Genomic DNA, 21,851 nt, shown 5'->3' with positions numbered 1-21,851 from the left:
TTCAGAGTATTCAGCCCGGACTGCATTGTAAACACGCCTTGTCTTTGAAGTACATCCATATTCGCTTGAGGGCGCGGTCGAAAGCGACATCCATAGATTCTCACTGTGACCTAAGCTCCCGACATGGGAGCGAGAAGCAAGTTCTACTCTGCTATCTCTTGGGGCACGTCCTCGAAGATACGGCAAACTGACGCTCTGGGTTCGGTATCAAATCGTGAGGAATTTAAATTAGAAGACACCGACCCTCCCCAAGCACCAATCTCTGCCAGATGACGTCCTTGATTCGACAGGTTCGGTGTGCAATACAACACGTCTGGACTAGAATCTGATTCACCCACTCAGATCAACACTTCCGAACCGGTTGGAGTGAATTTATCGGCTGTGGCTACTCTGTATTCGTTTGGTGTCTTCCAGTGACGAACTAACGAATGTGCCTTGCCTCGAGATATATGTACCTTTATATAATAATGGGTGGGTAGTCTACATTATGAAGGGCTTCGTTGCAACGCCACCAGAGGTGGCAAATCGAATGGTGGAGTTGCTATTCGACGATCATCCCCCGTCGGAGGGTGATCGGATTCTATTTCCCGGCGTCGGTGAGGGACCATTTGTCGAAGCTGTCTACCACTATTGTGAGACAAATGAGTATCCGTTCCCGGCGGGATACGCCTGCGATACCCATCAAGAGCGACTCGTAACAGCACAGTCGAGATTTGAAGAGTTGCCAGTTGAGTTTGTACAGGTTGATTTCCTCGATACAGAACACGACTGTGGGTCGTTCGAGTATATCATCGGGAACCCACCGTACGTTCCAATCACAGAAATCGATGAGCAGAACAAACAGAAGTACCGAAAGGTCTACCAAACAGCGACTGGTCGATTTGATCTTTATCTGTTGTTTTTTGAACGAGCATTGAATCTCCTCGCAAACAATGGACGGCTCACGCTCCTCACACCTGAGAAATTTGAATATACCGAGACTGCACGCCCCCTCCGTCAGCTCCTAGAAACGTATCAACTTGAGCGATTAGAGCACCTAGACGACGCTACTTTTAAGAACCACATCACCTATCCGACAATCTCTGTAGTTGCTACTGGTGACGGCACAAAGACGACCGTAGTATCTCGAGATGAAGCAGTACACGAGACCGTTCTTCCGACTGATGGCACGCGATGGACAGCCCACATTCGAGATATTGACACCGGCATCGAAGCATCCGGGGTGACACTTGGGGAGATAACACAGCGAATTAGTCCAGGGATGGCCACAGGTGCAGATTCAGTATTCGTCTTCGATGAGGCAGAGCTGCCGACGGAGCTGGAGTCATGGAGTGTTCCAACAGTATCAGGGAATGAGTTAAAGCAGCACTCAGTGGACACCCCAGTCACCTCATCATCCGTGTTCCTCTGCCCGTACGACGACCGCGGCAATCTCGTTCCTGAGTCCGAGCTCGGAGAGTTCGGCAACTGGCTCGAAAAAGTACATCGGAGTAGTCTTGAAGAGCGGTCCTGCTACAAGAAGGGGCACCGTCGCTGGTATGCCTGGCACGAGAACCCACCAATGCAAGATCTGCTTCAGCAGAAGATTCTCTTTAGGGATATTGCTTCGACACCACAGTTTTGGCTCGATGACGCTGGAACCATCGTCCCGCGGCATTCCGTGTACTACATTCTCCCAAAGAACGGCATCGACATCACGGAACTTCGAACGTATCTGAACTCACCAGAAGTAGCTCGCTGGCTGCACGCAAACTGTCAACGAGCACATAGCGGCTATTTGCGACTGCAATCCCGCGTACTTGAAGAGCTGCCAGTCCCCGCTCACTTCGGTACGCACAAACAAACTATGCTTGAGACGAACTCCGAATGACGAAGTGTCGTCGAAAAAATCAAAGAGGTACTGATAGAATGAGTGCGTGTGAATCACTCAACTAACTCTGAGGCGTCTCTTCCTGTCCGTCTTCTTTCGTTGTTCCAACGAGGGGACTATTCGAAACGCGGCAGAAAGCAAATTGATTTAATCTGTGAATCGGTCAGCAATGATCTCTTGACAGAAAGTCAAGTGCTCGCCGATGCAGCAGAGCGAGGAGAGCTCGTTGCTGAGCGCAGCTACTCACCACCAGGACATCGATTCTATCAGGACGTCGATTTTGTCGTCGGGACACCAAACGGATCTTCACAACAATCTCTTTCATCTCCACAGACATTTCCGACTCAGAAGGTGGATGACGTCTGGTTTGCACTGAACGTCGAATCACTCGTTTCCTCTGTTAGTAAGAATTGGAAGAACCGTGGTAAAGACATCCACTCGTTCTATCTGGGGGTGTATGATATCGCTCCGCTCGCAGCGACAGGATGTATTCTTGTACTAAACCTCGCGGACCTTGACCGTGACCCAGATGAAATAATCGATAGCTATCGGGAATTCGATTTCGCAAGCGGCTCGCTCGCACAGAATTTGGACGCACTTGCAATCGTGCCAATTTGGTATGAGCCGAACGCACCTGAGGAGACAGAGTTAGTCTCGAATCTTATTTCACCCGACGACGAACTGCACTACTCATCGTTTGTTCACACGCTGGCAGAGGCGATTGAGCATCGATTCAAGGGAGAATATCAGGTCTCGCCCGATAGCATTGAGTCGGTGCTTGCTCGTCAAGAGAGTGATGTTCTGGAATTTAAAGCAACGCTCCCAAGTCATCTTGATACGCTCCGTAAGGAAGTGGCTGCACTTGCAAACCACGAAGGGGGTGCGATCCTCATTGGTGTTGATGACGAAGGTAATCCAGTCGGACTTGATGATATTCAGTCGACCGAAGAACGCGTCTCAGGAGTTCTGAGCAGCGGACTCACGAGCGTTGTCCGGAACGTGAAGAAAGCGAGAGTCAACGGTGCGGACATTCTCATTGTTAACGTTCAACGGGCGACAACAGCCCCTGTTGATACAAGCGGAACCTTCCACGTCCGTACAGGCACGACGACAGACCGACTAAGTGGCCACGAGATTATCGACCGATTCCCGCGTTGAGGAGTAACTATTCATCAGATATTGCTGGTCTTGATGTCAGTTGGTTCCAACGGACAAGGAAGGAAGGCAGGTAAAAAGCGCCTCAATTGTCCATTCCGACTCACTGTGTCCGGCCCGAGTGTTCCTCGACGAGCGAATTGTTCACGTTCAGCCAGCAAACTCGTGCAGTGAGACATCCTTGTGGTCGGCAAATTGGCGTCGTACTCATCCAGTCCTTCAGGGGCGAGCGCAACGCGGTCAGATGACTGCTAGTCGTCGTCAACGACGACGTACTCCCCGTTTGCCCAGGTGTTCGCGTCAATCCGCGATTCTCTGCTCGTTCAAGTGCGACCACGTTACGCGTCGAACAATCGAGAGTCTCAAATGCCTTTAAGGCGGTGAATACAGAATTCAAACACCCGACCCAGCCTGTTCGGCCGAGCGAATTCAGCCCTTCTAGGTTCATATCCGTCATTCACACAATTCGCGACAATACTCTCGCACCTCTCGTGCGTTGGCGGGTTGCGTCCGGAGTCCAGCATACTCTGAGAGGCAGTCCACGATTGAGTCAGGTGATGGAATCGGGCCACCGCGCTGGTCGCCGAGCGTTTCCAGTGCGGTACGGCTCGTTTTTCGAAAGACGTTGTAAACCCCTTTATTTGGCCCGTTCGAGAATCCTGCTCGGACCTGGATCGCGTCGATCAGGTACGAGATGATGGCGACGTGTTCTAATAGTTGACACTCGGTCTCGAGTCGGGTTGCTGCGTCGGTGTCGATCGTCACACGCAGTTCTTCCACCAGCTCCACTATCGACCGAGTGCTGGTCCGAATGTGTCGAATCAGCGTTATCGCTTCGTGCTCACGCTCTGCCCACCACAGCGTCAATTTGCTGCCACTGATATAGACGTCACTCACCGTTTCGAGTCGTTCCTCCCACGTTTCGTGCTGCATTGACCGGAGCGACCGTTCATGAACTGAATTCTCGAACGACTTGATTTTGGTTTCAATCAGGTCGCCCATGGCCGTTGTATTACGAGCTTGGAGGCCGTCATTTTCGTCGTCCATCTCGGCGGCATTGGAGTCAACGAGGGTATTTACCGTTGCGATTCCTCGGTTACCGTCTATCATTTCCCCAAAATTGAGATTCTCAAGAAATACATACAGCGAACCCCAGTCTTCAAGCCGGTTTAGCATTTCAAGCAGTCCATGACGACCGTGCGAATCGTTAATTGATTCCAGTTCACTCGGGCGAGGCGAATTATAAAGCACAGGGAGTGACACCCACCGGCGTGCAGACTCACGGATTCCGTCTGGTGTCTCTACAGTTAGTGAGACGTGTGTGGCTCGCTGACAGAACTGTTTGATACCGCCATCTGAGACGGTGATCTCGCCCTCACCGATGTCACTAACAACGTAGTCAAGTCCCACAAGTTCGTCACCATGACCCAACTGAATCGTCCCGGAAGTTGCCCCGACCGGGTCGAATGTGATTTGCAACCGGCCCTCCGAATCGATAGTGGCCTCCGAAAGGTGAAACTGACCTATCTCATCAGTCGTCTCGTGTGATCGACCTCTGTAGACGACATCTGTGGAGTCGATCTCTTCTGTGGTGACTAGCGATGGATCAAGTAGGTACTCGAAGTGAGAGGGATTAGTGTCGTATCGAAGCACCGCCAGTTCCACATTCCCGGCGGTTGCCGGTGTCAGAAGCGCGGGTGTCGTGAGGTTTGGACTGCCATAGACGGCCCAAGCACCATCCGACTCGGTAAGGATTATCGCTTTTGCATGTAGGTACCTACCCGGGTCGTCCACGAGTGAGAGCGACTGTATACGAATCGTCGCGTCGGCTAATACGCCCTGGGTAAGCGTGTCAGATTGGAAGCCAGCCACCGTGTCCGGTTGGACGTTGACAACGAGTTCGTCAGGGCCCGCCTCCCAGAGCGATTCAATCACGCTCCCGTCCGAACCGCTGAAAAACGGTGAAACGAGTTCAACTGTGTGAAGGTCTCCTTCATTGGTTCGGTCCAATATCTGGTCAAGGATTGGCTCTTCGAGGTTGTGTACGAGAGAGAGTCCCGTGTTGGGTGAGCGTGTCTCTGGCTCCGGTATCCAGGGAGCATCTGCAAACGCCTCGGCTATGGCAGTCTTAGTCGTCTCACTGGGAAGCATCTGCTCTGTACAGAGGTTTTCAACGAACACCTGGAGTTGGGCAAACACCTGAGCGACGTCTGGGTCCGGATCCGTGGCATCGTAGCTAAACGTCGCCACTAGTTCGCCATTGCTCCGCCATCCGTTCTCGGTCAAATTCGCGCTCCCAATCATCGCGAACCCACAGCGATGGCCCAGGAGGATCGTAAACTTTGGATGAAAGATTCCGGGGCACCGCACGTGATCGAGGGAGTAGCGTTCGCCGGCGTGACGAATGTTACTCGTACCGTCATACGCCAGCGTATCTGCGAGGACAATCGTGTTCGTGACGTCGTGTCGCCGAATCGCTGGCAGCACCTGACCTTCAAAGAAGGCGCCATCGAATTGGTACGTTCCCAGAAGCGCACTCGAGTAGGTATGTCCGTCTTTGAGCGTCGACAAGAGATCGATGGGTTCTGCCATCACTTGTCCTCCGTAGTGGGATGTGCAATAGCAGCGGCACCAGCTGCTGTGACACTGACGATGGTCGGATCTGGATCAAGCAACGACAGGTCTCGGAGAACACTGACCGCGCTATCAAATCGAGCTGACCAGTGCCGGGCACTATGGGTTCGGGTTTGTACCCATCCAGTGCCTTCTTGCTCAAACCATCCTTTGAATTGGGTAGCAGCTTTGGCCTTGTCGCGTCGGACCTCCTCTGCTTGTCTGATAACATACTGTTTGATGAACCATTCGAGGAAGTCGCCGATTGTGGAATCATTTCGGAGGTGTTCTTTGATGTCTATTCGGAGTCTGGCCGGACTCAGATCACTCCTCGTACGGCTGGCCAACCACTGCCAGGCAGATTCAGTTTGGCCGGTTGGGTTCCCGAACCGTAGTACAACGGCCAGAAGGATACAAGGCCACAGTGAGTGTACATTGACCCAGTTGCCAGCGGACAGGGCCGCCGTGAGTTCCCGATCTAGGACATGTTCTCTGGTCGTATGCGAAAACGGAACCGTCGGTGATATCTCGGCTCCCTCGATAAGCCAGGTTACAGCCTCTCTCGACCACAAGTCGGTGAGCATAGATTCGAGCGGTGTCGTTTCGTCCAATGATGGACGATCTAATACAGCACCAAGTTGGGCCATGACTGATGGCGAACGTACCTCATCGATGTATGTAGCGACAGTACCGGGTTCTGGTGACTTCCGCTCTAAGTATTCCAGCCACCCCACCAAGACGACCTCAGTTGCATACGCGAAGTAATCATGTGCCCGGAGAACCTTCCACCGGGCCTGTTGCTGGCTCAGTTTCTCTGGAATATCGACTGATATCTGGCCGCTCTCAGTAGTGAGAGTGCGATAATAGCAGAAATCGAGGAATTCGGAGGGAGACAGCGAGTCACCATCCTCCTGTTCGATATACTGCGCAAACTGCAATATCAATTGCAGGGACTGTGCACGTCGTTGGGCTGGATTTCCGCTCTCACTGGCAGTTTCCCACCCGAAAAAGGCGTCTCGGAGAGGTGCCCTATCGGGGGCGTTGTCTGCACATACGGCACAAAGACAGAGATCATCTGCCAGCCCTTCGATCTCTGCTACCGAGATCGATTCTTCAGCTGCGAGTTCGTGCAATGAGAGTTCACGGGCAAGCTGATCGTATGCTGATGCAATTGGTTTTCCTCGTTCGGATAGCCGGTCACACGGGTCTCCGTCAGGACGATACACGAGACCCATCGTCCGCAGTGATGCTCTGTAATCACGACCGTAGCTGCCACCACGATGATCAACGAATCGGAAATCGAGGGGAATAGCATCATTGCCGTTGCGAAGTTGCTTGGAACCGCTCCGGATACCGACGATCTGGTCATGATTCCTCGGAGAGATGTGCGTCTCCATCGAGTGTGCAACTGCGGCAAGCATGAGAAGGCGCTCACGGCGGTACATCCCTCGGTTAAATTCGGCTCGTGTGGATGGGTCATCTCGGCGGGCGATATCCATGACCGCCCACAGGTGGTGGGCGTAGTAGCGAGGGCGTGGCGAGATAGTCGTTATTCCAGGGAGGAGATCTGACACCAACCTATTTCTGACCCGATCCATCGCGAGTGGATCCTGCGCGAGGTCTTTTTCAGTTATCTTGGCAGTCCACATTGGGTCTCCAAGGTTCATTTCATACTGGTGAACTCTATAGATGGTAAACTGTTATGACGAATCTAGTGCCCCCCAAGAGGGCACCACTTTGTTTCAGAGATGGACATCGAGGATCGTATTGGAAGTGTCGCTCGAAGAAGCCGACGGTGTGGTACGATGATATCAATATCGAACTCCCGGTTGCGATCACTGATACAGAACCAGTTGATGATAGCGCGAAGGCCTGAGATATCCGTTTGTCTCTAATCGACAGATGATTTTTCCTGATGGGATTTACTGATTCGACCACAGAGTCTCAAGTCGCTGGTCAACTGCTGTGAGAACAGTAGAGTATACTTCGAGAGGGTGGAGTGAAGAGAAAGTGAGGTCAGTAACGTCCGTTGCATCCGGAGGCTGATGAAAATGCAACCGTGAGTTGTGGTTGTTGGGGTGGCGGTCCCAGCGGCACTCCCACAGCATCTCATCGTCATGTTCTTCTACGTAATGAATCGAGAAGTTGCCTGTTGTAAACCAGCGAATGTCGAGTCGTGCCGTTTCTATCGATTCGGGGTATCGGCCAGCATCAAGTAATGCGTGGAGGAGCCGCGGTTCGTAGGAGTCCGGGTCGAACTCTGTCTCGGCCACGAGCGAATCCGACGCAAGATGCCGCTCAAGCAATCGTAAGATCTGGCGGTCTGGAGGCCCAGTTGAATGAGGTGTTGAGTCTTCAGGTTGTGGGCACATTTACGCTGGAATGAGATGCCCGTCGTTCTGGGAGAGCTGGCGAGCGAGTTCGTAGAGTCGAATATCACGAATCACTCCCTGCCATTCGCTAACCGCAGTCATGCGGTCGTGAATCGTGTCGTGGTCGTCGTCGTCGAACACTGAGACCTCTTTGGGGTCTGTGGTCTCGAATCGTGTCTCGTACTCCCGTCGTTGCTCTTCGAGTGCCTTCACGCGCTCAATAATCTCTTCGACAGAGAGGTCACTCGCGATTCGACTGGCGTCTTGCCACTCCAGATATCCCTCATTCCGCTCATACTGGGCCGGTCGACTGTCGCTGCCTGTTCGAACGATACCCATCTCAGCGAGCCGATCAAGATGTTTTTTCGCAGCGTTGGGTGAGCAGTCCGCAAGCTCTGCGATTTCAGTGTATGGAGTGGGCGACGTAACACCCAACGCGACATCATAGACACGGCCGAACGTGTCTGTTCCCTCCTGCCACCTTCGCCGAGAGGAATCAGAGTCAGGTGAAGGGTCGAATTCAGTCATACGTTGCTGTAGGCGTTTGGTTTCAATATATCTTTGTATTTTTCATATATTTGAGAGCGAGAGTGCGTGAACAACTGGGATTGGTACTAGTCGTGCTTGGGGTTCTGCTCTCTCAGTAGTTGACGTCTGCTGGATTTCCCCAGAGTTGAGTGCCGGTTTCAAGGATTCGTTCAAGTTGTGTAGTCTCTCGTCACGAACGAGCGTACTGTGTTGCTATTCCAAATTCGAATTTTCGTTGACGAAGCCAAAAACACCCTTCGTCTGAATCTGAATATAGCCGATACACCCCACCAACGAGGGGGTGTACCGGATAATTGGGGTTTCAAACAGATTAAACCCAACTCAAATAAAGGCCACATATCGCCGTTTACACTACTCATCACCAGTTTCTGATGTCCTGTTTCAGGCCCTCTAGAACCGGTATTCGAGCATTTCACCAGAACAATACACAGACGATCTCGATGTGAGATTAGGCCGACTTCCCCTTTGTTCGGTCAAATAGTTGGTGCTTACTTGCGGGGAACTTTCATGGGTGTAGACCCCTGAAAACCGGCGTTATAGAGCTTTAAACCCGGTGCACCCTTGGATTCAGGGGTGTAGAATATACCCAAATGTAGCCATGGGTGTATCGGTCGTTTAGTCACATTTAACCAAACTATACTGATGGCTATCAGAGTTGAACACACATTTTCTTGGCAGATTACTACGGTACTGAGTGTTTCACCATTGATACCCCACTCTCGTAGATCGTAACCGGTCAAGGAGATTGCATGGCAGAATGGTCATTGCTGGTACGCTTGCTGACGCTACAGTACTGAATTGTTTCCAGTTGGACTGACTATTGCTCGCGTAGTGATTCTGTCGTGTTCTCGGAAGAGGTTTGGACTTAACCAACGCCACACGGTTTGGTGGACTATTGTTGGTTAAGGTGGCTCGAACTGTATAGAGGTGGCCGTCTGACGGACGTTATACCCCACCATTTCCACTATTAGGTTGACAAGAAGTCGATGCACCAATTTGACTCGGGAACCCTCCCCCCACTGTTTCCAGTAAAACTCGATGAAGACGTAGAGGCAATACCCAAATGAGTTCGTTCCACTATAGAACAAACTCAATCAAAGTATTACTTGACTAGTCTGCGGACTAGTCCGTAGCTTAAGGATATAAAACTTTTCTTTAGTTCAATGTTTATTCTAGTAACCCTCGACTCTTTCGTGGCTCTTTACTGGAAATGGTGGGGAGGGTGTGTTGCGGCTTCCTTCGTGGTTATACATCTACTCTGTCTGCTGATTCTCTACTATCGTGTTCTTTACTGGAAATCGCGGTGTCGGACTGGAGCATTTACTGGAAATACTGGAAGTGGGTGGTATCCTCTCCCCGTGGTAATCTACCGTCGAGTACACGAGTTTTACTGGAAATACTGGGGTTAAATCGCCTTACTCTGTCGTATTCATTTACTGGAAATGGTGGTGTATGTGTATACTCCAAAAGGCGTGCCTCCGAGATTCACTGTTATTTAGTTTCCGTGACTTTCTGTTCAATCACTGGAAACCACGGGGTCGAGTTTGATTAGTGGAACCCGTGGGTACTGGTGGTTATACTGGAAATAGCGGAAACGGTGGTCGAAACAATTATCAAACACGACCGAGTCATCTGACCAAACCATGACGCCGCGGTTCCAGCCGGACGATACCCTGTATAAACGACGAAATACGCTCAAGGTTGAGTACGTCCCAGACGACATCGTTGGACGAGACAACGAGATCGAGGAGTACGAGGCAGCTCTTCAGCCGATCATCAACGGAGAGTACCCAGACAATATCTTCATTTACGGGAAAACTGGTGTCGGCAAGACCGCAGTCACGAACTTTTTACTCAACGAATTACAGGAATCGGCTGAACACTTCGAGGTCGATCTCTCCGTAATCTCTCTAAACTGCGATGGTCTCAGCACGAGTTATCAGGCCGCGATTAGTCTCATCAACAACCTTCGAGAACCAGAACACCACATCGCTGAAACCGGACACCCTCAGTCCAAGGTATACCGTCTCCTCTGGGACGAACTCAACAAACTCTCTGGAACCGTAGTTATCGTCCTCGACGAGATAGACCATATCACGGACGATACGTTCCTCTACCAGATTACTCGTGCCGACAACAACGGGTACATTGACAATATCCAACTCGGACTCATCGGCATCAGTAACGATTCGACGTTCCGAGAGCAGCTCGACGCGAAAGTACAGTCGTCTCTCTGTGAAACTGAGATATCGTTCCCACCGTATGGTACCGAGGAACTTCAAAAGGTTCTCGAGCAGCGTGCCGATATCGCGTTCCACCAAAATGCAATTGAGGAGGGTGTTATTTCGCTATGTGCTGCACTCGGTCGACAAGATGGGGGTGACGCCCGGCGAGCGATCACACTTCTCCGGAAGGCCGGTGACCTGGCCAGAACGGAGAATGCAGAAACCGTCACAACAGACCACGTCGAACGTGCCCAGGAAAAACTCGAGGCACAACAGAGCATGGACATCATGCGTGATCTCACCGAACACGAGCAACTCACACTTTACGCGCTGACCACGCTCGCTGCTGAGGACGCAACTCCTGCCCGGTCGCGGATTGTCTATCAGCGCTACAAAGAACTCTGCGAGTTCCAGGGTCGAGACCCTCGGACGGCTCGTCGAATGCGTAGCTTCCTCTCTGATTTCGAGATTCTCAACCTTACACTCTCGCACATGGAACACCGTGGCCAGGACGGAGGGACATATCGCGAACACGAACTCAACCGAGATATCGCAACCGTCGTTGACGCGCTTCAAACGATTATCAGCGAGTTCGGGGCACACAGAAGTATCACTGAATATCTTCCCGACTCCGGTGAAGACTTTGCTGCGATGTAGCAAGGGGGATCGATTCTACCTATTCTTCTTTTGCTGTCTCGATTGCAGCCTCAAGGTCGTCCAATAGGTCTTCTGCATCTTCAAGTGTGATCCAGCGATGCACAGGTCCTCGTCGTCCATTTACCGTTAACAGAGCTGCACCGTCTTTTTCTTTGACATTCACCAGGGCTCTGACTCGTATTTCGTATGAAATGGGCCTTGGGCCTCAGTATACCGTAGAGCCACTCTCGAGCAGAATCCTAATTCCGACTGATTTTAACCAACAATTCTTTGCCACTGCAGTTCTTACGTTGGTTAAGTCTGAGTCGTGATGCCATGTCCTTCGAGAAACCAAGCCCGAACCAAAATATTCCAACTCGAACTGTCGAAGCCCTCGATGGCCTCTCTTCAGAAACACTCCGCCACGTAGCCAAATATGCGGAACAACTAGCGGAACACCGAGAACGTGAGCAACGCATCAATGAGAAAGAGCGCTCAAATCATGATGCTGTTGACCGGCCAGACGACCTACCAGCTGACGTCCCCACGAAGGCCACGATTACGGTCAAGGAAATCAACGACAACCGATACTACTACTGGCAGTGGAGAGAAGGAGACAAGATCAAATCCAAGTACAAAGGCCCGGTGAACAAGTCCGATTAAGACTGATTCCGTCGCTAGTCAAACGTCATTCCGTATCCCCAATCTTCGAGGCACTCTTCCGCTTCGTCGAGATGCTGCAATCCCACTTTTACTAACGCTTCACGAAGGTCGGTCAGTGAGACGTTTTCTTCGAATCTATCTTCGAGTTCGTGGAGTGCGTCCCGCTCTGCGACTTTTGTCTCTTTCTGTAAGAACAGCGGAACTCGGTCACGACCGTCTTGGACTCCATCACGACGGAATTTGTATGGAATCTGGAGTTGCTGCTGAGGCTGTTGTGTATCGCGTTCATCCGCTTGTTGTGAGCTAGTCCCTTCACGTTTAGATGGGTCTTCTTGAGTTGATTCGGGTGATGTCGATGTTGACTCTACTGGCGAGTCGTTTGCGAATGGGTCTTCCCCGGCTCCTTTCTTCATCCCAGTCATACGGTCAGCACCTCGTGGTCAACGTCACCAGGTTCTGGTGGGTTTGGTGCTTCGATACCAACCTGTTCTTCTAGATGTCTCGCGATGCGGTCGAACTGAGCAAGCGTCTCAATCTCGTAGTCGCGTCGACGAGAGCGATGGTCGCGAACGTAGCTAAACGCCGAGCATTGCTCCATCCAACATCCCTCCATGAGAGACGCACGTTCGCTGATTATCTCTGGGATTGGGTAGTTGATCTCATCTAAGATTTTTCGCTGGTCACGGGTGTTCTTGAAGCCAGTCGGGACCGCGGCGAGGACCCCGACATCGATACCGAGCTGTTCTTCGAACCCTGCGACGAGCGCTTCGAGACCTTCAACCGCTGCACGGCCTTTTGCGCTCGGCTCGACGGGAATCACGAGGGACCGGGTTGCGTGGATTGCGTTGTAGAGGTGTGGGCCTTCTGTCGCTGGTGGGTCACAGATGAGAACGTCGTATTTGTCTGGAACGCCTGCCTCGCGGAGCACACGAAGCAACTGGGCGTGCATTCCGAATGCTTCCCCCATGGCCTCGGCTTGGTCTTTCTCACGTTGTAAAAACTCGGCCAGGTCTGAGAGCATATTGTGCTCAGGAACGATATCGACGCCCTCTACAGTCCGAATTAGATCTTCAAATTCCCCGTTAGGACGTCGAATCATGTGCCGCACTACGTTATCGACTGAATCAGTTCGCAGGTCGTCGACACCAAAGAGCCGCGAGAGGTCTCCGTCTTGTGGGTCGAGTGGGACGACGAGTGGTTTTAATCCTGCACGTGCGTGTGCGACCGCAAGATTTGCTGCGGTGGTCGTTTTACCGACCCCACCTGCCTCGCTGTAGGTTGAATACGTGAGCATACTGTGTTCATGAATTACCTTCACCTTGAATCTTCTGCGAATGTCTTCATGGTTTTCATTAGTTTTGTCTATTCATGAATGTACCCAATGAATTAACATAGTGAACACATTCAGTGAACACACTTAGTGAACATATCCGATGAATACATTCGATGAACGGAGAGGGTGGCAATCAACAACTCACACAAGGACGTCTCTAATGCACGCCAAACCGGAGTCAACGCCTTCTCAAAGGGGTTCTCGAACGGATACCGACTCTTCTGATTACAAAGTCTTCTGATGAACAAAATCGATGAACTCTTCGGCTGACTCACCATTATGAACAAAACCAGTGAACAAAATCAATGAACATTATTCATGAATGCGTTCATGAATCCAAATGATGAACGCTTTAGGTAACTAGTGGGGGCAGTTTCCATTCGTGTCTCAACTGATGCAACCTGTTCTGCACATCCGATTGGTGAGTTGACCACTGTCCAGTTCTATGGAATAGCAGACGACTGTGCATCTTTTTGGCAACACCTGTCGAACATCGAGATATGACGCGGAAGGAAGATATTCACCAACAGCTCGTCGACAGTGGTGTCGTCGCCGTTCTCCGTGGTATTCCGGAAGAGAAGATCGTTGACGTTGCAAAAGCGATCCATCGAGGTGGCGTTACTGCGCTCGAAATTACTGCCGACAACAAGCAGTACGCTGAGATGATTGCCGCAGTTGACGAGGCGCTTCGAGGAACGGACGCTGTCGTCGGTGCAGGAACAGTCATGGATGCCGAAACCGCGGCCACCGCAATCAGTGCCGGAGCCGAATTCCTCCTTGCACCCGATTTCAACGAAGAAGTCATCGAGGTCTGCAACCGTGAGGGTGTCGTCTGTGTCCCAGGAATCATGACGCCCACCGAGGCTGTCGAGGCGATGAACGCTGGTGCAGACATCCTGAAACTGTTCCCAGCATCGACGGTTGGCCCAGGTCACGTTAGCGCGTTGCAGGGGCCGCTCGGTGATATCCCGATAATGCCGACCGGTGGCGTCTCGGCAGAGAACGTTGACGACTACTTCGAAGCCGGTGCCATCGCCGTCGGTGCCGGGTCCGGACTCGTCAATTACGATGCAATTGAAGACGACGACATGGAGGGGGTGTATTCGCAGGCCGCGACATTCGTTGACGCCGTGGAATCGGCTCGGAATACGGACTAGAGGGGGTAATCGATGATGGTCTTACTTGCTCATAACCGTCCTCAGTTTATGCCAGACGGGTAGTACTGGACGTACGTTTTACCTACAGTTCGCCGAGCAAATTCATTCGCTCTTTACCGGTCGATTTCGTCCGTCTGTTCTTTCTTTACTCGGTCGATCTCCTCAGGTGTTACGAGGGCAAGGTCGCCTTCGAGGGTTCGCTTTACCGCTGCAGTTGCCGCTCCGGTTTCGAGGGAATCCGTTACTGAGTCCCCAGCGAGTTGCGACGCGATGAACGCGCCGACGAATGCATCTCCTGTTCCGATCGGATCGAGTGTATCAGCGACGAAGGCTCGTTGTTCGAGTACCCCCGTCTCGGTAGCAGCAACTGCACCGTCCGACCCGCGGGTTACGATTACGACCTCGCATTGGTGCTCGGTTCTGAGGGTTTCGGCGATAGATTTCGCGGAACCGTGTTGGTTTAGAATCTGCTCTGCGTCTCGTTCGGCGACAATGAGTACGTCGACGTTCGCAAAGATATCTGTCAAACAATTCCGCGCTTCTTCTGGCGTCCACAACTTTGCACGGTAGTTCACGTCGAAGTACGTTGTGAGACCGTTGCGAGTCGCTCGTCGAAGGAGTTCGTTCGTCGTTTCGCGAAGGGTTGGAGAGAGTGCCGGTGTGATACCGCTCGTGTAGAATGCTTTCGCGGACGCAAATAACTCGTCGACGGGGAACTCGTCTATCGATGCGGTCCTGATAGCAGCATCGTCCCGGTCATAGATGACTGATGTCCCACGCGGCTTTCTCCCCTGTTCGATATAGTACGTCCCCATCCTCCCGTCCGAACTCCACGAGATCTCTGTTTCGACACTGTTCGCAGCAACGTCTCGGACTGCTCTTCGACCAAGTGGGGAGTCGGGGAGTTTTGACATCCAACAGGCATCTGTCTCGAGTCGTGAGGCCGTCACCGCGACGTTACTTTCTGCCCCCGCGGAACGAAAGTCTAACTCTCGTGCTGTTTCTATCCGTTCGCCTTCTGGTGGGGACAAACGTAACATCGTCTCCCCAAATGTGAGTAGTGATACCATTAGTCGCTCCCTATTTGTACCTCGTTGAATGACAGAGGTGTGGTTAAGCGTTATGACTGACGCGAAACGTTGTTTTCGAGATTGTGGTAGCACTTGACTTTGCCGGGGTATCTCTCTCCGACAGTCTATTACCAACTACCTCTGACGGCCTACTTGTACACCTCGTGAGCCGAGGTAAACAAACTCAAATCATTGCCAACCGTGGATATGACACAAGCGTGGGTTACTACCACTCCGTGACGCTCCCGTCGTCGTTTCGCCAGACGGGATTGTGCCAGTTGACCGGTTTTTCTGCTTGCTCGCGGACGAACTGCTCGTCGATTTCGATTCCGAGACCGGGCGCGTCTGGGATTGACACGTACCCGTTTTCGTACTCGAAGACGCTTGGGTCTTCGAGGTAATCGAGCACGTCTGACGTCTCGTTGTAATGGATATCGAGACTCTGTTCTTGGATCAGCGCGTTCGGCGTACAGGCGTCGACTTGCACACACGATGCGAGGGCGATTGGTCCAAGTGGGCAGTGGGGGGCAAGCGCGACGTCGTACGCTTCAGCCATACTTGCAATCTTCTTCACCTCTGTGATTCCACCTGCGTGCGAGAGGTCGGGCTGAATCACGTCCACGGCACCGCTTTCGAAGAGTGCTTTGAAATCCCACCGGGAGTACATACGCTCGCCAGTGGCTATCGGAATCGTGGTGTGCGCGGCGATGTCTGGAAGCGCGTCGTTGTGCTCGGGCAAGACCGGCTCTTCGATAAACATCGGATTGTACGGTTCTAATGCCTTCGCCAGTCGTTTTGCCATCGGTTTCGTCACTCGACCGTGGAAATCGACGCCGATGTCGATGTCCTCACCGACTGCATTTCGCACCTCTCGCAATCGGTCTACTGCATCAGCGATTGCTGCCGGGTTGTCTACCCGTCTTAACTCCTCTGTGGCGTTCATCTTCAGCGCAGAGAACCCTGCATCGACCTTCTGCTTTGCTTCCGCTGCTACGTCAGCCGGTCGATCACCCCCAATCCATTGGTATACCCGAATAGAGTCTCGTGCTGCCCCACCGAGAAGATTGTATATTGGTGTCCCGAGTGTTTTGCCTTTGATATCCCATAGCGCCTGATCGATACCCGCGATTGCTGACATCAAAATTGGTCCTCCCCGGTAAAAGCCACCGCGATACATCGTTTGCCAGTGGTCTTCGATTGGGTCCACCGGTTCTCCGAGCAGATAGTTCTCCATCAATTCTTCGACGGCAGCACGGACTGTGTGGGATCGACCCTCGACAACTGGTTCTCCCCACCCGATGGTCCCATCCGCAGTTTCGACTCGCAGGAACAACCACCGTGGTGGTACTTCGAAGAGTTCGTAGTCAACAATTTTGTTCATAATCGATTTCGTTTGCGAACTTGGATATTCGAATTCATAGTCTTTCTGTCGGTTCGGTACTGAACGAGCCGTCTCTTGTGGTTTCAAAGACTGCTTTTGGGCTGTTTCGGTCCATCATCAGTACAGTGTTTCCAGTATCGTCACACAACTCAGAATTCTATACGGACTCCTAACAGGAGTGCGTTGAATGACTTTGGCACATACTGTGGCAGTTTCCAACTAGATGAGACACTGAAGAAGATACCCAGGTCGACGAATTTGTGCGGTAATGGTAGACAACTATCTCACGTCGCGAATTCCCTCGAACCTTCGTATTCTACAAATACCGACCTCTCACCGCTTACTGTCTCACCGCCCGACTGGAAGCAAAATGGCTACGTAGAGAGGTGAGCGTCTCGATTGGGGGCTATCAGACAAGGGTGACTGAGTTCTGAAGGGTTCCGATATCTTCGATAGTGATATCGACGTTATCGCCCGGTTGCAGGCTGAAGCTATCGTCAGGTACGAGCGCTGTTCCAGTGAGAAGTACCGCCATCTCCGGAACTGCGTTGTGACGGGTGTAGTACGAGACGAGGTCCTCGCACGTTTTCACCATCTCCGAGGTCGAGGCCGACCCTTCGAAGAGTATCTCTTCATCACGCATGATGGTCATCTGCATCTCCAGTTCGTGAGGGTCCTCGACAGTGTCTGGAGTCGCGATACACGGACCGATTGCACAGCAGCGATCGTAGATCTTCGCTTGTGGGAGGTAGAGTGGGTTTTCTCCCTCAATCGACCGACTACTCACGTCGTTTCCGACGGTGTATCCGACGATGTTCCCTCGGTATAGGACGATACCGAGTTCAGGTTCTGGAACGTCCCACGACGAGTCCTCACGGACGCCGATTGCGTCGTTGGGGCCGACCGTTCTGCTCGGAGTTGCCTTGAAGAATATTTCAGGTCGCTCACCCTCGTACACGTCGAGATACACGTCGGGCATTCCACTCTCTGCTTCGCGAGCTTTCTCGCTGATATGGTAGGTCACGCCGGCCGCCCACACTTCATTTGGAGTCGTTGGGCAGGCTGCTCGCTCTTGGAGTTCGTCTACGGATAGTTCTGTCGCCCTGTCGAAGAGAGAACGTGCGATATCATCGATAGTTGTATCGGCGATATGTGCTGCATGTGCGAGGTCCCGAAACGACTCTATGGCATCGACTGCACTGGTGAGGTCGTACGCGGTCTCCCCGTCATGCACAGCGATTGCTTGTCGCTTAGCACCCGTGAGGGTATAGTACTGCATACGAATAGCGTACAGAATCGTGATATATAACTGTTGGCATGGTGCACAATTGAGACTGGAGAACTGGCGACAGACCAGACTGGCACTCACTGACGCGTCCGTAAGAATGGTATGGCTGGACGTTGAATCAAGTATCGATGGCAAATACATGCCTGAACTTCGTGAACGGTGAGTGGATACGTTCCGAAACTGGCGAGACCATGGACGTACTGAATCCTGCGAACCCAAACGAGGTCGTCGCAACCTACCAACAGTCAAACGAGGCAGACGCTGCCAACGCCGTTGAGGCAGCCGTTGCAGCGAAAGAGCAGTGGCGAAACACGCCAGGTCCAGAGCGTGGACGAATCCTCAGAGAGGCGGGTACGATACTCTCTCAGCGCAAAGACGAGCTGACTGAGATGCTCATCGCTGAAGAAGGAAAAGCCCGTCCCGAGGCTGCCGGTGAGGTACAACGCGCAATCGACATCTTCCATTACTTCTCGGCCAAATCTGCAGACCTCGGTGGGACGAAGAAAGGAGCAAGCGGACAAAATACGAACCTGTACACGCGTAAGGAACCCGTTGGTGTTGCAGCTCTCATCACGCCCTGGAACTATCCCATCGCAATTCCGGCGTGGAAACTCGCTCCCGCACTCGCAACTGGAAACACTGTCGTCCTCAAGCCTGCATCGGATGCACCGGGGGTTGTCCTCGAACTAGCGAAGGCCCTCGACGAGGCTGGTCTCCCCAGCGGAGTACTTAACGTCGTAACCGGTCCGGGGAGTTCTGTCGGTGACGAGTTCATTCATAGTGACGACACCGACCTTGTCTCTTTCACCGGGAGTTGTGGCGTCGGTGAGATGGTGTATGACCAGGCGACCAACGCTGGAAAGCGTGTCCAAACCGAACTTGGGGGGAAGAACCCAACGCTCGTCACAGCGTCGGCTGACCCTGCGGAAGCCGCCGGTATTGTCGCCACAGGTGGCTTCGGAACGACCGGACAGTCGTGTACCGCGTGCTCACGTGCGATTGTCCACGAAGACGTCTACGACGACTTCGTCGCAGAACTGGTCGACAGGGCGGAGTCGATTGACGTCGGTCCTGGCATCGACCACGAGATGGGACCACAAGCCAACGAGGCAGAACTGTCGTCCACGCTCGAATATATCGACATCGCCACGACTGAGGGTGCGACACTCGCCACCGGCGGTGGCGTCCCAGAGGGTGAGTGGGCAGAAGATGGGTACTTCGTCGAACCGACCGTGTTCACTGATGTCGACCCCGAGATGCGAATCGCCCAGGAGGAAGTCTTCGGCCCGGTCATCGCCGTACTCAAGGTCGATTCTTACGAGGAAGGGGTTGAAGTTGCTAACGGCGTCGACTTCGGGCTCTCAGCAAGCATCGTCACCAATGACCACTCCGAGGCGAATCGCTTCATCGACGACATCGAGGCCGGCGTCGTGAAGGTCAACGAAAAGACGACTGGGCTCGAACTTCATGTCCCATTCGGTGGATTCAAGCGGTCGTCTTCCGAAACGTGGCGGGAACAGGGAGACGCCGGAATCGACTTCTACACCATCGAGAAGACTGTCTACGACAACTACTGAATCTTCTCAGTTTTTTCTCACGCTCCTCAGTAGTTTTTGACGAGCCACTACTTACTATCATGCGACAGTTGTTCGGTCATTATGAACAAATGTTTTGTATAGGTACGATGAATCGACATTTGGCATGAAAACACAAGGGGACAACACGATTGGGGCGCTGGCAACATCGATTCGAATCCTCGAATCGCTGAAAGCCAAGGGTTCTGCTGGGGTGACAGAACTATCGAAAGAGCTCGACCTGCCGAAGAGTACGGTCTATAGCCACCTGCGCACGCTGCTCGAACACGAGTACGTCGTCCGCAAGGGCGACGATTACTGCATCGGCCTGAAATTCCTCGATTACGGTGAGCATGGCCGGACACGAATGCGCCTTTTCGAAGTCGCCAAGCCCGAGGTGGAAGCACTCGCCGAAGAGACTGGTGAACTCGCCAATCTCTTGGTTGAAGAGCATGGAGAGGGTGTCTACCTTTATCGTTCGAAGGGAGAACAGGCAGTCAATCTCGACACACACGCAGGAATGCGTGTGAACATGCACTGTACGTCGCTGGGAAAAGCCGTCTTGGCGTACCTGCCGGAAGAACGAGTCGATGAGATAATCGAGCACCGCGGACTCCCTGCTCGCACACCGAATACGGTTACGAGTAGAGAGGAACTCGAAGAAGAACTCGCCACAATTCGTGACCAGGGGTTCGCATACGACAACGAGGAACGTCTCTCTGGACTTCGCTGTGTCTCGGCACCCATCAAGAACGCTGATGGCATCGCGATTGGCGCAGTCAGCGTGGCCGGCCCAACGAGTCGGATGAAAGGCGAGGCGTTCGAATCAGAGATTCCAGAGCGTGTGCAAAGCGCCGCAAACGTCATCGAGCTAAACATGACGTACTCGAGTCGGTGAGTGGAGGCCGACACGCCTCTCTAGCCGACCTTGATCGACGAATCGCCTATCGAATGACGATTCCGCAACTCGGTTGCCCGTGTCGCCCCGTTCGGTGAACCCCCAGACCGGGTGTCATTTCAACGATGCCTTCCTGAAATTACTGATGGTCCCCATGAGACGGTATCCGGATACGTACCCTCGTTCACTCTGAGTCTGCGAGATGGATTTTCGAATACTAACCTGTCCAGCCGAAGCTATAAGCTGACCTCAATCACAGTATGGTGCATGCCAACCGAGTACCGACACAGTCCGGTCACTGTTCGTGGAAAGACTGCCGTCGTTATCGGCGGCACGAGCGGAATCGGCCGGGCAATCGCACTCGGATTCGCCGAAGATGGGGCAGACGTTGTCGCGTCGAGTCGAACACGAGAGAACGTGGAGAAGACGGCCGCAGAACTCCGAAGCACCGGTGCGAAAACCCTCGAACAGACCTGCAACGTCACCGACCGTGAGAGTCTCGTCGCCCTTCGAGACCGCGTCCACGACGAACTTGGACAGGTCGATATCCTCGTCAATTCACCGAGCTTTGTGAGTCGAACCTCACTCGCAGATGCAAGCGACAGCGACTGGAATGACGTCTTTGCGGTCCAACTCGATGGGACGTATCGGTCGACACAGGTGTTTGCTGCCGAGATGGACAACGGAAGCATCATCAATATTAGCTCGCTCTCTGCGAGAATCGCGATCCCAAATCTCGTCCCCTACTCGGCTGCGAAAGGTGGAATCGAGTCGCTCACTCGAGTTTCCGCAAAGGAACTCGGGCCGAATATTCGTGTGAACGCGATTCGCCCAGGGTTCATCCGTACTGACCAAACAGACGGGACGTACGACGAAGGAAGTCCACGATACGAGGAGATATCAGCCCGAACCGTCCACGGACGGCTTGGTCGCCCTGACGAAATCACCGGTGCGGCGATTTATCTCGCGAGCGATGCTGCGAGTTACACCACCGGTTCGGTGCTCACAATCGACGACGGGTTCGCTGCACACGCCTTCGACAGCTGATGTGCGTCTCTATTTGTTTC

At 52.8% G+C, this 21,851-nt stretch carries 17 protein-coding genes and 1 pseudogene; 9 read left to right on the top strand and 9 right to left on the bottom strand.

Annotated elements, in window-relative coordinates:
- Nucleotides 1-487: 487 nt before the first annotated feature.
- The 3 genes and pseudogenes from ACK3SC_RS18930 to ACK3SC_RS18920 all read left to right on the top strand — a co-directional run.
- Complete coding sequence (locus ACK3SC_RS18930; RefSeq protein WP_416841814.1) at nt 488-1,870, top strand: Eco57I restriction-modification methylase domain-containing protein; 1,383 nt, start codon at nt 488-490, stop codon at nt 1,868-1,870.
- A gap of 48 nt (nt 1,871-1,918) precedes the next feature.
- Nucleotides 1,919-3,028 carry a helix-turn-helix domain-containing protein gene (locus ACK3SC_RS18925; RefSeq protein ID WP_416841813.1) on the top strand — a complete coding sequence of 370 codons (1,110 nt, stop codon included), beginning with the start codon at nt 1,919-1,921 and terminating at the stop codon, nt 3,026-3,028.
- A 338-nt stretch (nt 3,029-3,366) separates the two neighbouring features.
- Nucleotides 3,367-3,462, top strand: a pseudogene (locus tag ACK3SC_RS18920) (transcription initiation factor IIB family protein); the annotation flags it as partial.
- A gap of 16 nt (nt 3,463-3,478) precedes the next feature.
- On the opposite strand, the gene ACK3SC_RS18915 reads toward ACK3SC_RS18920, so the two are convergent.
- The 4 genes from ACK3SC_RS18915 to ACK3SC_RS18900 all read right to left on the bottom strand — a co-directional run bounded on the left by ACK3SC_RS18915 (nt 3,479) and on the right by ACK3SC_RS18900 (nt 8,538).
- Complete coding sequence (locus tag ACK3SC_RS18915; protein ID WP_416841812.1) at nt 3,479-5,617, bottom strand: hypothetical protein; 2,139 nt, start codon at nt 5,615-5,617, stop codon at nt 3,479-3,481.
- Nucleotides 5,617-7,305: a hypothetical protein gene (locus ACK3SC_RS18910; protein WP_416841811.1), complete on the bottom strand. Its 1,689-nt coding sequence runs from the start codon at nt 7,303-7,305 to the stop codon at nt 5,617-5,619. The genes ACK3SC_RS18915 and ACK3SC_RS18910 overlap by 1 nt, the downstream gene beginning before the upstream one ends.
- Before the next feature lie 255 nt (nt 7,306-7,560).
- A complete protein-coding gene (locus tag ACK3SC_RS18905) occupies nt 7,561-8,010 on the bottom strand; it encodes a hypothetical protein (protein ID WP_416841810.1) in 450 nt (149 codons plus the stop codon).
- Nucleotides 8,011-8,538 (bottom strand): sugar-specific transcriptional regulator TrmB, encoded by a 528-nt coding sequence (locus ACK3SC_RS18900; protein WP_416841809.1) that lies wholly within the window; start codon nt 8,536-8,538, stop codon nt 8,011-8,013.
- A 1,664-nt stretch (nt 8,539-10,202) separates the two neighbouring features.
- On the opposite strand from ACK3SC_RS18900, the gene ACK3SC_RS18895 reads away from it, so the two are divergent.
- Complete coding sequence (locus ACK3SC_RS18895) at nt 10,203-11,441, top strand: orc1/cdc6 family replication initiation protein (protein ID WP_416841808.1); 1,239 nt, start codon at nt 10,203-10,205, stop codon at nt 11,439-11,441.
- A gap of 315 nt (nt 11,442-11,756) precedes the next feature.
- The gene (locus tag ACK3SC_RS18890; RefSeq protein WP_416841807.1) at nt 11,757-12,083 is read left to right on the top strand and encodes a hypothetical protein; all 327 of its coding nucleotides are present in this window, start codon (nt 11,757-11,759) and stop codon (nt 12,081-12,083) included.
- A 14-nt stretch (nt 12,084-12,097) separates the two neighbouring features.
- Here the strand turns inward: ACK3SC_RS18890 and ACK3SC_RS18885 are convergent, their stop codons facing one another.
- Nucleotides 12,098-12,505, bottom strand: coding sequence for a hypothetical protein (locus tag ACK3SC_RS18885; RefSeq protein WP_416841806.1), 408 nt, complete (start codon nt 12,503-12,505; stop codon nt 12,098-12,100).
- Nucleotides 12,502-13,377, bottom strand: coding sequence for a ParA family protein (locus ACK3SC_RS18880; protein ID WP_416841805.1), 876 nt, complete (start codon nt 13,375-13,377; stop codon nt 12,502-12,504). Before ACK3SC_RS18880 ends, ACK3SC_RS18885 begins: the two co-directional genes overlap by 4 nt.
- A 539-nt stretch (nt 13,378-13,916) precedes the next feature.
- Between ACK3SC_RS18880 and ACK3SC_RS18875 the strand changes: the two genes are divergently transcribed.
- A complete protein-coding gene (locus ACK3SC_RS18875; RefSeq protein WP_416841804.1) occupies nt 13,917-14,573 on the top strand; it encodes a bifunctional 4-hydroxy-2-oxoglutarate aldolase/2-dehydro-3-deoxy-phosphogluconate aldolase in 657 nt (218 codons plus the stop codon).
- Between the two features lie 113 nt (nt 14,574-14,686).
- Here ACK3SC_RS18875 and kdgK1 read toward each other — a convergent pair whose 3' ends face one another.
- The 3 genes from kdgK1 to ACK3SC_RS18860 all read right to left on the bottom strand — a co-directional run bounded on the left by kdgK1 (nt 14,687) and on the right by ACK3SC_RS18860 (nt 18,303).
- A complete protein-coding gene (kdgK1, locus tag ACK3SC_RS18870; RefSeq protein ID WP_416841803.1) occupies nt 14,687-15,643 on the bottom strand; it encodes a bifunctional 2-dehydro-3-deoxygluconokinase/2-dehydro-3-deoxygalactonokinase in 957 nt (318 codons plus the stop codon).
- A 226-nt stretch (nt 15,644-15,869) separates the two neighbouring features.
- On the bottom strand, nt 15,870-17,024 hold the full coding sequence (dgoD, locus tag ACK3SC_RS18865) for a galactonate dehydratase (protein ID WP_416841802.1): 1,155 nt from the start codon (nt 17,022-17,024) through the stop codon (nt 15,870-15,872).
- A gap of 409 nt (nt 17,025-17,433) precedes the next feature.
- Nucleotides 17,434-18,303 (bottom strand): fumarylacetoacetate hydrolase family protein, encoded by an 870-nt coding sequence (locus ACK3SC_RS18860; RefSeq protein WP_416841801.1) that lies wholly within the window; start codon nt 18,301-18,303, stop codon nt 17,434-17,436.
- A gap of 137 nt (nt 18,304-18,440) precedes the next feature.
- Between ACK3SC_RS18860 and ACK3SC_RS18855 the strand changes: the two genes are divergently transcribed.
- The 3 genes from ACK3SC_RS18855 (at nt 18,441) to ACK3SC_RS18845 (ending at nt 21,831) form a co-directional block, all read left to right on the top strand.
- Nucleotides 18,441-19,889 carry an aldehyde dehydrogenase family protein gene (locus ACK3SC_RS18855; protein WP_416841800.1) on the top strand — a complete coding sequence of 483 codons (1,449 nt, stop codon included), beginning with the start codon at nt 18,441-18,443 and terminating at the stop codon, nt 19,887-19,889.
- A gap of 124 nt (nt 19,890-20,013) precedes the next feature.
- A complete protein-coding gene (locus ACK3SC_RS18850) occupies nt 20,014-20,784 on the top strand; it encodes an IclR family transcriptional regulator (protein WP_416841799.1) in 771 nt (256 codons plus the stop codon).
- 267 nt (nt 20,785-21,051) lie between these two features.
- Nucleotides 21,052-21,831, top strand: a complete 780-nt coding sequence (locus tag ACK3SC_RS18845; RefSeq protein WP_416841798.1) for an SDR family NAD(P)-dependent oxidoreductase — start codon at nt 21,052-21,054, stop codon at nt 21,829-21,831.
- The last annotated feature ends 20 nt before the right edge of the window (nt 21,832-21,851 follow it).

The sequence above is a fragment of the Haloferax sp. DFSO52 genome, from assembly GCF_048158745.1.
Classification (GTDB): domain Archaea; phylum Halobacteriota; class Halobacteria; order Halobacteriales; family Haloferacaceae; genus Haloferax.
The sequence above is the reverse complement of the archived record's forward strand: the minus strand, read 5'-3'. Positions and strand labels throughout refer to the sequence as shown.

Coding starts and splice junctions, on each gene's coding strand:
- ACK3SC_RS18930 (WP_416841814.1), top strand. CDS start 488: ATGAAGGGCTTCGTTGCAACGCCACCAGAGGTGGCAAATCGAATGGTG.
- ACK3SC_RS18915 (WP_416841812.1), bottom strand. CDS start 5,617: ATGGCAGAACCCATCGATCTCTTGTCGACGCTCAAAGACGGACATACC.
- ACK3SC_RS18910 (WP_416841811.1), bottom strand. CDS start 7,305: ATGAACCTTGGAGACCCAATGTGGACTGCCAAGATAACTGAAAAAGAC.
- ACK3SC_RS18905 (WP_416841810.1), bottom strand. CDS start 8,010: ATGTGCCCACAACCTGAAGACTCAACACCTCATTCAACTGGGCCTCCA.
- ACK3SC_RS18900 (WP_416841809.1), bottom strand. CDS start 8,538: ATGACTGAATTCGACCCTTCACCTGACTCTGATTCCTCTCGGCGAAGG.
- ACK3SC_RS18895 (WP_416841808.1), top strand. CDS start 10,203: ATGACGCCGCGGTTCCAGCCGGACGATACCCTGTATAAACGACGAAAT.
- ACK3SC_RS18890 (WP_416841807.1), top strand. CDS start 11,757: ATGTCCTTCGAGAAACCAAGCCCGAACCAAAATATTCCAACTCGAACT.
- ACK3SC_RS18885 (WP_416841806.1), bottom strand. CDS start 12,505: ATGACTGGGATGAAGAAAGGAGCCGGGGAAGACCCATTCGCAAACGAC.
- ACK3SC_RS18880 (WP_416841805.1), bottom strand. CDS start 13,377: ATGCTCACGTATTCAACCTACAGCGAGGCAGGTGGGGTCGGTAAAACG.
- ACK3SC_RS18875 (WP_416841804.1), top strand. CDS start 13,917: ATGACGCGGAAGGAAGATATTCACCAACAGCTCGTCGACAGTGGTGTC.
- kdgK1 (WP_416841803.1), bottom strand. CDS start 15,643: ATGGTATCACTACTCACATTTGGGGAGACGATGTTACGTTTGTCCCCA.
- dgoD (WP_416841802.1), bottom strand. CDS start 17,024: ATGAACAAAATTGTTGACTACGAACTCTTCGAAGTACCACCACGGTGG.
- ACK3SC_RS18860 (WP_416841801.1), bottom strand. CDS start 18,303: ATGCAGTACTATACCCTCACGGGTGCTAAGCGACAAGCAATCGCTGTG.
- ACK3SC_RS18855 (WP_416841800.1), top strand. CDS start 18,441: ATGGCAAATACATGCCTGAACTTCGTGAACGGTGAGTGGATACGTTCC.
- ACK3SC_RS18850 (WP_416841799.1), top strand. CDS start 20,014: ATGAAAACACAAGGGGACAACACGATTGGGGCGCTGGCAACATCGATT.
- ACK3SC_RS18845 (WP_416841798.1), top strand. CDS start 21,052: ATGCCAACCGAGTACCGACACAGTCCGGTCACTGTTCGTGGAAAGACT.